We start from the raw sequence: 12,864 nt of genomic DNA on the forward strand, positions 1-12,864 counted from the left end.
TCTAATCGATAATTAAATATTTCGAAAAAAAAAATTAATCTTCACTTTCATTTTAGCTTGAGCTAAAGAAGCTATAAAAGAAATAAACAGTAGTTAAATAAAGTACAAAACATGATGAACCATACAATTCAATTACTTGATTTACAGCATTACAAATTAAAAATTCGTTGTTTGTAATTTCTAAATACCAATTAATCAATGGTTTTTTAAATGATTTTTCTTATCTTGTAATAAAAACTCATTGATAAGCCTAAACTTTTATCAAATTAAAAAATATCATCATGAATATTAAATTATTTTCGACTGTAATATTACTTTTTAGTTTTCAACTTTTCTTTGCGCAAGAAACAAAAACTGACACGATAAAATTAGCTACAAAAACTACGATAACTACAGTTACAACAATCAAAGATACCGTAAAAGTTGCTGCTGTTGTTGCACCAAAATTAGCTACTAACGAAGAAAAAGAAGCATTAAAAAAGGAAGCTAAAGCTCTGAAGGATAAAATAAAATCAGAAAAAAAAGCACTAAGAGAAGCCAATAAAATTGAAAAAGAGAAAAAAGCTTTTGAAAAAAAACAAAAAGCTTTTGAAAAACGACAAGGCAAAATTCTTTCTAGTGAAAAATCAATTAATAAGATTAAATCAAAAATTTCAAATGAAGAAAGAAATTTAATCAAACTCAAAGAAAAATTTGAACAGAAAAAATCAAAAGGAAAATTGAATTCTACTGAAATTGAAAGAGAAAATATTAAAATCAGTAAACGACAAATAAAAATAAATAAGCTAGAAAAAGACCTAGACAAAGCAGAACAAAAACTGCAGAGAGTAAGAGATTAAATAGAACCACCTTCGGGTGGTTTTTTTGTTTCCAAAAAGCATTTCAACAAAAAAAAGTATTGATAATTGCCGCTTAAACATTGCAATTATTATTTTTAATTTGCAAGATTTACTTGTTGAGTATCATTAAAAAGCTCCTAGAAAATTGTTTATATTTGCATAAAAAACAAATTAAAATGCAACATATAATTGACCGTTTCATCAGTTACGTAACTATTGATACTGAATCTGACCATAAATCAGAAAGTACACCAAGTACAGCTAAACAATGGGATTTAGCCAATAAACTGGTTGAAGAACTTAAAGTAATTGGATTACAAGACGTAACAATAGATGAGAAAGCATACATCATGGCAACTTTGCCAAGTAACGTAAATCATGAAGTTCCTGTAATTGGATTTATTTCTCACTTTGACACTTCCCCTGATTTTACAGGAGCCAATGTAAAACCTCAAATTGTATCTAACTATGATGGTAAAGACATTGTATTAAATGCAGAAAAAAATATTGTGTTATCACCAAGTTATTTTAAAGATTTGTTACAATACAAAGGACAAACTCTAATTACCACAGACGGAACTACGTTATTAGGTGCCGATGACAAAGCCGGAATCACCGAGATTGTAACTGCAATGGAATTCCTAATCAATAATCCTGAAATCAAACACGGAAAAATCAGAATTGGTTTTACACCAGACGAAGAAATTGGTCGTGGTGCCCACCATTTTGATGTTGAAAAATTTGGAGCTGACTGGGCATACACTATTGACGGAAGCCAAGTGGGAGAATTAGAATACGAAAATTTCAATGCGGCTGGCGCCAAAATTACTTTCAAAGGTAAAAGCGTGCATCCAGGATATGCTAAGGGCAAAATGATCAACTCCATGCTAATTGCCAATGATTTTATCAATGAGCTGCCTTCTGGAGAAACTCCGGAGGAAACTAAAGGGTATGAAGGATTTTTCCATGTGCATCATTTAACGGGAAGTATTGAAGAAACTGTATTGGAACTTATTATTCGTGACCACAACAAGAAAAAGTTCGAAAAGCGCAAAGAACTAATTGAGAAAATTGCTAAAAAAATCAATAAGAAATTTGCCAAACAATTTGGTGAAGATATCATTATCACAGAAATTAAAGATCAGTATTACAATATGAAAGAAAAGGTACTACCTGTAAAACATATTGTGGACATAGCCGAAAAAGCGATGAAAGAAATAGGTATTAAACCACTTATAAAACCTATTCGTGGCGGAACTGACGGTTCTCAATTATCGTATAAAGGATTGCCTTGCCCAAATATTTTTGCTGGTGGCCATAATTTTCATGGAAAATATGAATATGTTCCAGTAGAAAGTATGCAAAAAGCAGTTGAAGTAATTGTAAAAATAGCCGAATTAACTGCAGTAGAAGATTTATCTAAATAATACGCTTTTTGGAATCCTCATTACAAAATAAAACCTGGGAAAGAAACCAAAATTGGTCAGAAGAATTAGAATCTCTAAAATCAATTATTATCCAAACTGAACTGGCGGAAACGAAAAAATGGGGCGGAATCGTTTATGTATTGAATGGTAAAAATGTATTGGGAATTGGAGGATTCAAAAATTACTTTGCCATTTGGTTTTACAATGGTGTAATGTTGCAGGATAAAAAACAGCTTTTAGTAAATGCACAGGAAGGAGTTACTAAATCATTACGACAATGGCGATTTACATCAAAAGAAGATGTCGATAAAGTAGTAGTGCTCGAATACATAAAAGAAGCTATCGAAAATGAAAAGCAAGGAAAAACCAGAAAACCTGAAAAGAAAACACCTATTTTATCCGAGTTTTTTCAAAAAGAATTAGATGACAATCCAGAATTAGCAACGGCTTTTCAGAAATTTTCAGCATACAAACAATATGAATTTTTAGAATATATAGAAACTGCAAAAAGAGAAGAAACAAAGCGTTCCCGAATTGAAAAAATTATACCAATGATTTTAAAAAATATTGGGTTGAATGATAAATACAGGTAATAATACGTTTTTACTCCAAAATAATCGCCCCATGTAGTTAAATACTATTTGGGGCTTTTTTTATTTAAAATCCTTGAGAACACAACATATTGTTTGTTTTATTATAAAATATTGATCTTGAATTCCTTTTCAGAACTCAAACATTAAAATGATTGTATATATTAATTCATTCATTGTATTAAACTTCATTCCATTTATTGAAAACCTCAACATTGGACAATGGATTTGGGGTATATATTTTAGTATCTTTTCAGAACCAAAAAAGAATTGTTTCGCAATCTTTTAGTGATAACTTCCCTCGTAATTTGTATTAGAAAAATAACATCTAAACAAACAAATTATGAAAACAACTAAAACCCTGTTACTTTCAGGTCTAGTAACTCTAAGCTTATTAGTAAGCTGTAACAATGATGACGACAAAGTCGATTCTAAAACTAATCTAACTTTAAACTTTACTGGTTTAGAAGACTTAGGCCCTAATTACAAATACGAAGGATGGGTTATCTCTAATGGAAAAGTAGTTACCACTGGTACCTTTAGTGTCAATTCAAATGGTGTTCCTTCTGCTACATCATTTCCTATTGATGCAGCTGTTTTAAGCAATGCAACAAAGTTCATATTAACTATCGAACCTTTCCCAGATACAGATCCTAATCCCACAAAAACACATTTACTTGCAGGAACTTTTTCAGCAAACAATGCTTCTTTAACTATTGCAGCTCCCGAGGCGTTAACCAATGATTTTAGTAATGCCACCGGAAAATATGTTTTAGCCACTCCTTCAGATGGAGAAAATAACAATGAAAAAAGCGGCATTTGGTTTTTAGGCTCTTTACCTCCAACGGCAGGCTTAGTGCTCCCAACCCTTCCTGAAGGCTGGCAATATGAAGGTTGGATTGTCATAAACGGCATAGCGGTTTCTACAGGAAGTTTTACAAATGTAGCCGCCGCAGATTCATTTGCTGGTTTTAGTGGTCCTATGGGAACACCAAATTTTCCTGGAGAAGATTTTATCAAAAATGCACCTACTGGCCTAATTTTTCCAATTGATTTATCTGGTAAGACCGCCGTAATAAGCATTGAACCTTTTCCAGATAATAGTCCTAAACCATTTTTATTAAAACCGCTGATTGCTTCAATTCCAACTTCAGCTATGGATCATGTAGTTTATAATATGACTAATAATGCCGTTGCAACTTCACCAACAGGAATCGCAAAAAAATAATAAAATCTAACAAAAACTCACAAAAGAATACATTGGTGATTCTTTTGTGATAAATTAGATTGAAATTTGTTAAATAAAGCAATAATTGAAGTAAACAATAAACACTTTTTTTTTAAATGAAGAAAATTTTAATGATCGAAGATGATGTATCAATAGTTGAATTAGTCGCTATTCATTTAAAGGATATTTATTGCGATTTAACAAAGGCACATAAAGGTAACGAAGGATTAAGCTTAGCAACTAAAAACAAATATGACATGATCATTCTTGACGTCATGTTGCCTGAAATTGACGGTGTTGAAATTTGTCGAAGATTAAGAGCAAACAAAATTAAAACCCCCATATTAATGCTTACGGCGAGAAGTGAGGAAATTGATAAAATAATTGGATTAGAAACAGGTGCAGACGACTATTTGACAAAACCATTTAGCATACGAGAATTCATTGCCCGTGTAAAAGCGTTACTAAGAAGAACTGAAATTGATAGCACTAATAATGAGCCTGCCGATGAAATTTTTCAATATGGTGAAATACAAATTGACCCTACAAAAAGAAAGGCAACTCTTAAAGGAAAGAAGATTGAATTAACACCAAAAGAATTTGACTTATTATATTTATTCATGTCAAATCCTGGAAAAAGCTTTTCGAGAGAAAAATTATTAAACTTGGTTTGGGGTATTGATTTCACAGGATATGAACACACCGTCAATTCGCATATCAATCGGTTGAGAACAAAAATAGAAGTTAATTTGACCCATCCGATTTATATATTAACCACTTGGGGAGTAGGCTATCGATTTAATGACGAAATAAAGTAATTATGAAAAAAGGGACGTATAACAGTTTGTTTTGGAAAATATCACTTGTCTTTTTCTTGCTATTGGCAAGTATCGGAATTGTGTACACTTATAGTAGCTACGAATATTCAAAAAATTATCTAGAAGAAGTTAATCAAAGTCTCAATCATGACACAGCAAAGAACATTGTAGAAAACTCTACTCCTTTTTACGACGGAAAGGTTATCAAGCCTGCCCTTGATGAAATGTTTCATCACGTGATGGCTATCAATCCGAATCTCGAAGTGTACTTAATTGATCCTAAAGGAAAAATAATTGCTTGGTATCCCCCTGAACGAGAAATTGCGATGAAACAAATAAATTTAGCACCATTACTCAAATTCATCAATACCAAAGAACACTTCTATATCAAAGGTGACGACCCACTAAATCCGGGTTTACAAAAAGTATTTTCGGCTTCGCCGTTAAAAATGAATAACATGCTCTATGCATATATTTACGTAGTTCTTAATGGCGAAAAACAACAAGCTACTTCCGACTCTCTTTTTACTAATTACTTATTAAAAATGAGCACGAGAACCATGGGTATTACATTGATCTTTACTTTTATTATAGGTTTAATTATAATTCGAATAATCACTAATAATTACTCCAAAATACTCACTGTGATGCAACAATTTAGGCAAGGTGATTTACAAGCAAGAGTGGTTTGTAAATCTATGGGAGACGAACAACAACTTGGGGATATGTTCAATGAAATGGCCGATATTTTAACTGACAATATTGATAAACTGAAGGAAGTCGAAAATTTAAGAAGAGAATTAATCGCAAATGTTTCGCATGATTTAAGAACCCCAATAGCAATCATAAAAGGTTACATTGAAACCCTGCAGATGAAAGAGGAAATCATTACAGCTAGTGAAAGAAAACAATATATTAATACTGTAAAAGAAAGCTCAGAACGTTTGGAGCGATTGGTTAATGAACTATTTGAGCTCTCAAAACTTGAGGCCAATCAAGTGATTGCTAAAAAGGAACCTTTCATTATTAGTGAGTTAGTAAGCGATATCAGCAACAAATATAAACTAATTGCCGAGTCAAAGAATATCCAAATAAGCACCCAATTATCAAAAGAGCTTTCACCTGTTTTTGCTGACATCTCGCTTATCGAAAGAGTTTTGCAAAATCTTATTGATAACGCTTTAAAGTTTACTCCAAATGGCGGTAAAATAGAAATAAAAACACAAGTTAGCGAGGGAAACAATATTCAAATATCGGTTGCAGACAACGGAATTGGCATACCTAAAAATGATCGTGAACAAATTTTTGCTAGATATTACAAAGCAAATAATTTTACCGATTTAAAAAACAGTACTGGACTTGGTCTTGCTATTGCAAAAAAAATTCTAGACCTTCATCAATCAACATTAGATTTAACTAGCAGTGAAAACTCTGGAACAACTTTTTTCTTTAAACTGAAAACAACTTAAAATTAACTAATAAAAAAAACTATTATGAAAACTTCAACAGTATCATCAGGAAAATATTTAACAAAATTCAGCGCACTTATTACTTTATTTCTTTTAACATGTATTAGTTTGACCTCATGCTCAGGAGATGATTCAAATACAACTGAAACTTCTACTACGCCACCTATTAGTAGCGGAACGAAAGCACCTGAATTTAATTTGAATTCTTCTGATGGAAAACAAGTAAAACTTTCTGACTATAACGGAAAAGTAGTTGTGCTTTTCTTTTTTGGAAATACTTGCCCTTCTTGCAAAGCAGCAGCGCCATCTATCGAGTCAAAACTAACTACCCCTTATGCCTCAAACCCAAATTATCAAATTATTGGCTTAGACCAATGGGATGGTAATTTAGCAGCTGTACAATCTTTTAGGACATCCACAGGAGTAAGTTTCCCTTTACTATTAACTGCTTCTCCTGTAGCCGCTAGTTATAAAACAACTTATGATCGTTTAATAGTAATTAACAAAACAGGAGATATCGCATTTACAGGTACAAAAGGAGCAGCTTCAGATGCTGATGCAGCAAAAGCTGTTGTAGATCAGCTATTAAAATAATATGTCTTTTTACAATCTAAATAAAGAAGCCCTATGAAAACTTTATATACAATTCTTTTATTTTTTGTTTCTATAACAATAAATGCACAAAAAGTTACCAATTTTAGACTTCCTAACAGCCAGAATAAAAACACTACTTATTTAGAACTTAAAGGAGAAAAGTTAACTGTTATAGACTTTTGGGCAACCTGGTGCAAGCCATGTATTAAAGCTATTCCTGAACTTAATAAAGTCTACGAAAAATTCAAAGATCAAGGGGTATCCTTTATTAGTATCAATTGCGATGGACCCCGCAGTATTGCAAAAGCTGTTCCGATGAGCAATTCGTTAAAAATAGCTTTTCCCTTGTTGCTAGACATTAATTCAGAAGTTAAAAACCAACTCAACCTCGCTGCATTTCCCTCACTGGTTATAGTAAATGCAGCTGGAAAAATTGTTTTTATACATGAGGGTTTTGCAGATGGCTACGAGGAAGAAATATCTCAGGCGTTAGAAAAACAACTTAAAGAAATATAGTATGATTAAACTTAAAAATTCTTTTTTTGTTTTTTTATTATTCCTTTCTTATGCGTCTTTTGGTCAATTTTCAGGAACAAATTTAATGGAATATCAATTCGGTCAAATTCCAAATGACAACTCGAATTTCTCTTCTATTTATGACAGGTTATTAATGGGGTATAATTATAAAGATTTCAAAGCAGGTGTTACATTAGAACAATATTATACCCCTTTTGAGGAGCGTAATTACACTAAAATAACACAAGCATCTTTGCAATACAATTCCAAATGGATTACGGTAAAAGCAGGGAATTATCAAGAGACCTTGGGAAGAGGTTTATTACTTCGTTCCTTTGAAATACCTGGCGCTATCTTGGAGGATGTTAGTTACCGTTCAAGAAATTATTTTCAACGGGACATTTTAGGTTTTAGTACCACTTTAAAATTAAAAAATTCAACCACAAAAATTTTATACGGCAAACCGTTAAATAATGTCTTTCCACCAAATCTAGATCAAGATATAAGAAGATTAGATGAAATAAAAGCCATCTATACCGACTATAATTTTAAGAATCAAACATTAGGTCTAGCCGTCATGGATGTTAAGAATACTTCAGGAACTAAAATGTATGGAATGACTACTATTTCTGGAAAACTTACACCTAAACTTACATATTATCTAGAAGGAGCCAAAGAGATTGGAAATGAAAATTTCTCTGATTTTTCAGCTACATCATCTCATGCGTATTATGGTAATGTGAATTTAAATTTTGAAAATTTAGGGATAACTATCGAAGGTAAAGATTATAATAATTTTTTAATTGGATCCGGAATAAATGAACCACCCGCTTTAATAAAAGAACATACCTACAGAACTTTAAACAGAAGTACGCATGTTGCTCAACCATTAAATGAAAGCGGATATCAGATAGAGGCCTTTTATACATTTCCCAATTCAAGTGTACTTACTTTAAATCATGCCGTAGCAAATAATGAATTTGGAAATAAAGAATTTACTTTTAAAGAGTTTTTTGCTGAGTATAGTTTTTCGCTACAAGGGAAACATGAGGCTAAATTTTTTGGAGACTATGCTAATGATCCACTAAAATTAGAAAAAGATCGTATTGCAGTAGGAGCTTACTTTGATTGGAAGACCAATAAAAATATAGCACTCAAAACAGAATATGAATTTCAAACCTTTGAAAGAAACGGAACCAGTACACAAAATCATGTAGCAGTCATTGGATTTTCTATTAAATCGAAATGGATATTTAATGTAGTTACCGAATTCAGTAATGATACGTTTCTTACGTCAAATTCACTAAAATCTTGGTTAGGCGGGAACTTAAAATATCAATTGAATAGCACCAATAATTTTTTAGTTTTTGCAGGACAACGCAGAGGCGGACCAGCATGTAACGCAGGTATATGTTACGAAGTACTTGACTTTAAAGGAATAGAAGTGCGATGGAACCTTAGATTTTAGTATATAGGTCTAACTAAACTCAAATATAAAAAGACAAGTCTCTTTGAAAACTTTTACCATTATTTCTTATCAAAAATAGCACAACTATAAAATAAAGAGATTTATAAAACCATGCAATGAATTTACGCATTACTTAATTATCACATAAAAAAAACACTCAAGACTATTTAAGCAGTTACAAAGTTTAGGCAGCTACAAACTAAATTCAGCAGTTGCCCATAAAAACATTTACTTGTTAAAAATCATTGTACTATAAAGAACGAATTAAAAATTATTACTATGCAGTTTAGTAATATCGTATCAAATAATTGATTTTACATTATCTAATAAGCACAAAATGAATATAAAACATACACTTATTCATTGAAAAAATTCAATTTTTAGTACCATCGAAAGATTAAAATTTAAGTTGCTTTATTTTAAATTCATTTGTCAATAAATAAAACATAATACATTTTCCTTTTTGACCACAAAATAACAATCAAAAAATTTAATACTTTTACAAAAGTCCCCGTCTTCGATAGAGGACTTTTTTATTGGAAACAAATCAAATAAAAAGTAAAGTTTACCATCTTGACTCTAGAAAAAACGTTCACCATGAAAACTTAACATTAGAAAACGAATATAATCACTACATTTACTAATGTTAAAAATAACAATTTAATAACATTAGGATTCGTATCACAATATTTACTTCTAAACTACTACTTTATGACAGCACACGAAGAGGAAACAAACCTCACACCTGAATCTAAGCCCGAAACAACTAAACCAGTGCGAGTACGTCGTGCTCCGGCTGCAAAAAAAACAACACCTTCTCCAAAAACAGAAATAACTACAGAAAATGCAACTCCTGAAATTGAAAATGCAGAAACCCCTGTAGCACAAACAGAGGAAGAAATTACACCTTTTGGCACTGAAGCAGAGCTAACAAATGAAGTGGTGAAGAAAGAAAAGAAAAAAAACAAAGTAAAGATGAAAGATAAAGACAAGAAAAAGGCTAAAAAAGCTGACGCAAAAGAGAAAGCAAAACAAAAAGCGAAAGCAAAAGCTAAAAAGGCAAAAAAAGCTAAGAAAGACAAAGCCAAGAAAGCAAAGGCAAAAACCAAAATAAAAGCGAAAAAAGCTAAGGCAAAATCGAAAAAAGCAAAAAAGAATAAAAAGAATAAAAAATAATCCAATTATTTATTATCCAAAAAAAATTCCCAATCTAATCAGATTGGGAATTTTTTTAATCGGTAAAATGAGAATTATTTTTTGTTCAAAGCGGCACTCATTTCCATCGAAATAGCAGAACGCTCCATTTTTAACTTTCCTGACATTGTTTCCACAACTACAGTTGTATCTGCTAACTCAGAAACTTTTCCGTGAAGTCCACTTTTAGTAATGATTTTATCGCCTACTTTCAATGCACTTTCAAATTCTTTTTCTTGTTTCGCTTTTTTCTGTTGTGGTCTAATCATAAAGAAATAGATCACCACAAACATTAATATAAACGGTGCAAATTGAGTTAATTGTTCCATAATTTTAAATTCTTTTTTATTTAATTAATTATTACATTAAACCACGACCAGCTTTTATGATTCTTTTGCTGGCTTCCAGTTCTTTTACTAAATTGTCTAAAATTCCGTTTATAAAAATACTACTTTTTGGTGTAGAATATTCTTTCGCAACTTCTAAATATTCATTAAGAGTTACTTTTACAGGAATTGATGGGAATTTCAAAAATTCACAGATTGCCATTTTTAGGATAATGGTATCTATTTCTGCAATTCTTTCACTATCCCAGTTTGGTGTTTTATCAAGAAATTCTTTGGCTAATTCCTTTTCGTTTAAGACTGTTTTTCGGAATAAATCTTTAACAAAATCCTTGTCTTCATTGTCTTTATACAATTTAGGCACTCTGAAATTATCATCTTCACCAGACTTAATAGCTTTCAATTGCTTGATAATATGCGTGTTTACTAATGGAATATCATCAACCCAAGTTAACTTATCATCTTCCAAGTAATCATACAGTTTCTCGTTAGGAACAATTACATCCATAAAAAGATCAACGATAAACTGTCGGTCTTCCTCAAAAGTGCTTGTGGCATTACTCATGTAATCCGCATACAATTTGCTTGCTTTTACATCATTCAGAAGCAGTAAAATATAATCGTCGTTTAAAGACCAATTATTGATTTTACGGTTTTCTAATGCAATATTTAATGAATTGTTTTCGGAAAGAATTTGAAAAATCTTGTTTTTAATGAATTTTTCGTTGGGTTTACGTTCCTCAGGAGTTGCAAGATGCTTCAAACTTGATTTATGTAAAAAGACAGTTTCTGTTTTACAAATTTCTATCAGCGAAGAAAGCATTATAAGGTATAAATCTTGAATATTGTCGATACTGTAAAAAAGGAATTTCTCTTCTTTTTCCAAACTATCCGAACCGCTTTGATGCATTGCATAAATGGATTGCATAACTTTAACGCGAATGTGTCTTCTATTTACCACCTTGTAAGAACTTTTATTAATTAGTTTGCAAAAATAAGTATTTCATTTTTTAAAATAAAATATAAAGCCACTTTATTTTAAGTGGTCAGTGGTCAGATTTTAGTGGTCAGCCTTAAAAAAATTGATTACTGATTAACTTTATGCAATTGTTTTTCCTTAAATCTTTCAGGACTACAATCATACATACTGATTACTAAAAACTGAACACTGAACACTATTTTTATTATTTATTTTTTACTGTTTTCTACTTTTCTTTGATTGATGCGATTTTGAGCGATTGTCAAAGCAGCATGATGTGTTGTCATCTTGTTAGCAATAGCAAAATCAAATATTTCTAATGTTGTGTTATAAATATTTTCTGTTTTACGCATGATTTCTGCTTTGTCATAATGCGCTAATTCAGCATAAACATTGATAATTCCACCTGCATTAATCAAGAAATCTGGAGCATATAAAATTCCTCTGTCCTGTAGAATAGCACCGTGAACATTCTCATCAGCTAATTGATTATTGGCAGCACCAGCAATTACTTTAGCTTTTATTTTATAGACTGTATCGTTATTTATCGTTGCTCCCATCGCACAAGGAGCATAAATATCAACATCGGCATTATATAAATCTTCTCCTCTGAAAATTTCTGCATGGTATTTTGATCCAACTTCATTCAGCTTCTCTTCATTGATATCAGCTATAGTAACGATTGCTCCTTCTTTAGTTAAATAGTCAACTAAAGTTTCTCCAACGTGACCAATCCCTTGAACCAAAACTTTTTTACCGCTCAAAACATCAGAACCAAATTGTTGTTTAGCAGCAGCTTTCATTCCCATGTACACACCATAAGCGGTAACTGGCGATGGATTTCCTGCACCACCTCTTGACTCAGAAATTCCAGTAACATAAGGAGTCACATCCCTTACAATATCCATATCTGCAGTTTCCATCCCTACATCTTCAGCAGTGATATATCTTCCGCTTAAAGAATGTACAAATTCACCAAACTTACGCATCAATTCAGGATTTTTTTGCGTTTTGGCATCGCCTATAATAACCGCTTTACCTCCACCAATATTCAATCCTGTGATAGCAGCTTTAAAAGTCATTCCGCGAGAAAGACGCAAAACATCGTTTAGCGCTTCCCATTCATTTGCGTAATTATACATTCTTGTACCTCCTAAAGCTGGACCCATTACCGAATTATGAATACCAATAATTGCTTTTAAACCTGTATCTTTGTCGTTACAAAATACAATTTGTTCGTGATCATCAAATGATAATTGGCCAAAAACGGGATCCATTTTTTGAATTTCCTTTCCAGTTGTGAAAGCTGCATTCATAGTATAATTTTTTAGAGTGATAAATTATGAATTTGTCAAAAAGACAAACCAAAATTACATAAAATATAAATATACATTAACA

Annotated in this window: 13 protein-coding genes; 10 read left to right on the forward strand and 3 right to left on the reverse strand. The window is 31.6% G+C overall.

Annotated elements, in window-relative coordinates; genetic code table 11:
* The first annotated feature begins 281 nt into the window (after positions 1-281).
* The 10 genes from DFR66_RS03225 to DFR66_RS13795 all read left to right on the forward strand — a co-directional run bounded on the left by DFR66_RS03225 (position 282) and on the right by DFR66_RS13795 (position 10,125).
* Positions 282-839 carry a hypothetical protein gene (locus tag DFR66_RS03225; protein ID WP_114753396.1) on the forward strand — a complete coding sequence of 186 codons (558 nt, stop codon included), beginning with the start codon at positions 282-284 and terminating at the stop codon, positions 837-839.
* A 176-nt stretch (positions 840-1,015) separates the two neighbouring features.
* Entirely contained in the window at positions 1,016-2,266 is a 1,251-nt protein-coding gene (gene pepT, locus DFR66_RS03230) for a peptidase T (RefSeq protein ID WP_114753397.1), read from the forward strand.
* Between the two features lie 8 nt (positions 2,267-2,274).
* Positions 2,275-2,859: a YdeI/OmpD-associated family protein gene (locus DFR66_RS03235; RefSeq protein ID WP_114753398.1), complete on the forward strand. Its 585-nt coding sequence runs from the start codon at positions 2,275-2,277 to the stop codon at positions 2,857-2,859.
* Positions 2,860-3,199: 340 nt separating this feature from the next.
* Positions 3,200-4,084 carry a hypothetical protein gene (locus DFR66_RS03240; RefSeq protein ID WP_114753399.1) on the forward strand — a complete coding sequence of 295 codons (885 nt, stop codon included), beginning with the start codon at positions 3,200-3,202 and terminating at the stop codon, positions 4,082-4,084.
* 116 nt (positions 4,085-4,200) lie between these two features.
* Positions 4,201-4,902 carry a response regulator transcription factor gene (locus tag DFR66_RS03245; protein ID WP_114753400.1) on the forward strand — a complete coding sequence of 234 codons (702 nt, stop codon included), beginning with the start codon at positions 4,201-4,203 and terminating at the stop codon, positions 4,900-4,902.
* Positions 4,903-4,904: 2 nt separating this feature from the next.
* Entirely contained in the window at positions 4,905-6,371 is a 1,467-nt protein-coding gene (locus DFR66_RS03250) for a HAMP domain-containing sensor histidine kinase (RefSeq protein ID WP_114753401.1), read from the forward strand.
* A 24-nt stretch (positions 6,372-6,395) separates the two neighbouring features.
* Positions 6,396-6,965: a TlpA family protein disulfide reductase gene (locus DFR66_RS03255; RefSeq protein ID WP_114753402.1), complete on the forward strand. Its 570-nt coding sequence runs from the start codon at positions 6,396-6,398 to the stop codon at positions 6,963-6,965.
* Positions 6,966-6,998: 33 nt separating this feature from the next.
* Positions 6,999-7,481, forward strand: coding sequence for a TlpA family protein disulfide reductase (locus tag DFR66_RS03260; RefSeq protein ID WP_114753403.1), 483 nt, complete (start codon positions 6,999-7,001; stop codon positions 7,479-7,481).
* A 1-nt stretch (position 7,482) separates the two neighbouring features.
* The gene (locus tag DFR66_RS03265) at positions 7,483-8,949 is read left to right on the forward strand and encodes a DUF6029 family protein (protein ID WP_114753404.1); all 1,467 of its coding nucleotides are present in this window, start codon (positions 7,483-7,485) and stop codon (positions 8,947-8,949) included.
* Between the two features lie 711 nt (positions 8,950-9,660).
* Positions 9,661-10,125 carry a hypothetical protein gene (locus DFR66_RS13795; RefSeq protein ID WP_146841072.1) on the forward strand — a complete coding sequence of 155 codons (465 nt, stop codon included), beginning with the start codon at positions 9,661-9,663 and terminating at the stop codon, positions 10,123-10,125.
* Between the two features lie 74 nt (positions 10,126-10,199).
* Here the strand turns inward: DFR66_RS13795 and yajC are convergent, their stop codons facing one another.
* From yajC to DFR66_RS03290, 3 genes are all read right to left on the reverse strand, one after another.
* The gene (gene yajC / locus DFR66_RS03280; protein WP_114753406.1) at positions 10,200-10,472 is read right to left on the reverse strand and encodes a preprotein translocase subunit YajC; all 273 of its coding nucleotides are present in this window, start codon (positions 10,470-10,472) and stop codon (positions 10,200-10,202) included.
* A 31-nt stretch (positions 10,473-10,503) separates the two neighbouring features.
* Positions 10,504-11,415 carry a transcription antitermination factor NusB gene (gene nusB / locus DFR66_RS03285; RefSeq protein WP_114753463.1) on the reverse strand — a complete coding sequence of 304 codons (912 nt, stop codon included), beginning with the start codon at positions 11,413-11,415 and terminating at the stop codon, positions 10,504-10,506.
* 260 nt (positions 11,416-11,675) lie between these two features.
* On the reverse strand, positions 11,676-12,782 hold the full coding sequence (locus DFR66_RS03290) for a Glu/Leu/Phe/Val family dehydrogenase (protein WP_114753407.1): 1,107 nt from the start codon (positions 12,780-12,782) through the stop codon (positions 11,676-11,678).
* Positions 12,783-12,864: the final 82 nt, after the last annotated feature.

The sequence above is a fragment of the Flavobacterium glaciei genome (assembly GCF_003350545.1).
Classification (GTDB): domain Bacteria; phylum Bacteroidota; class Bacteroidia; order Flavobacteriales; family Flavobacteriaceae; genus Flavobacterium; species Flavobacterium glaciei.

Bases quoted from the DNA above. Each gene is read 5' to 3' on its own strand.
- DFR66_RS03225 (WP_114753396.1), top strand. From the start codon at position 282: ATGAATATTAAATTATTTTCGACTGTAATATTACTTTTTAGTTTTCAA.
- pepT (WP_114753397.1), top strand. From the start codon at position 1,016: ATGCAACATATAATTGACCGTTTCATCAGTTACGTAACTATTGATACT.
- DFR66_RS03240 (WP_114753399.1), top strand. From the start codon at position 3,200: ATGAAAACAACTAAAACCCTGTTACTTTCAGGTCTAGTAACTCTAAGC.
- DFR66_RS03245 (WP_114753400.1), top strand. From the start codon at position 4,201: ATGAAGAAAATTTTAATGATCGAAGATGATGTATCAATAGTTGAATTA.
- DFR66_RS03250 (WP_114753401.1), top strand. From the start codon at position 4,905: ATGAAAAAAGGGACGTATAACAGTTTGTTTTGGAAAATATCACTTGTC.
- DFR66_RS03255 (WP_114753402.1), top strand. From the start codon at position 6,396: ATGAAAACTTCAACAGTATCATCAGGAAAATATTTAACAAAATTCAGC.
- DFR66_RS03260 (WP_114753403.1), top strand. From the start codon at position 6,999: ATGAAAACTTTATATACAATTCTTTTATTTTTTGTTTCTATAACAATA.
- DFR66_RS03265 (WP_114753404.1), top strand. From the start codon at position 7,483: ATGATTAAACTTAAAAATTCTTTTTTTGTTTTTTTATTATTCCTTTCT.
- DFR66_RS13795 (WP_146841072.1), top strand. From the start codon at position 9,661: ATGACAGCACACGAAGAGGAAACAAACCTCACACCTGAATCTAAGCCC.
- yajC (WP_114753406.1), bottom strand. From the start codon at position 10,472: ATGGAACAATTAACTCAATTTGCACCGTTTATATTAATGTTTGTGGTG.
- nusB (WP_114753463.1), bottom strand. From the start codon at position 11,415: ATGCAATCCATTTATGCAATGCATCAAAGCGGTTCGGATAGTTTGGAA.
- DFR66_RS03290 (WP_114753407.1), bottom strand. From the start codon at position 12,782: ATGAATGCAGCTTTCACAACTGGAAAGGAAATTCAAAAAATGGATCCC.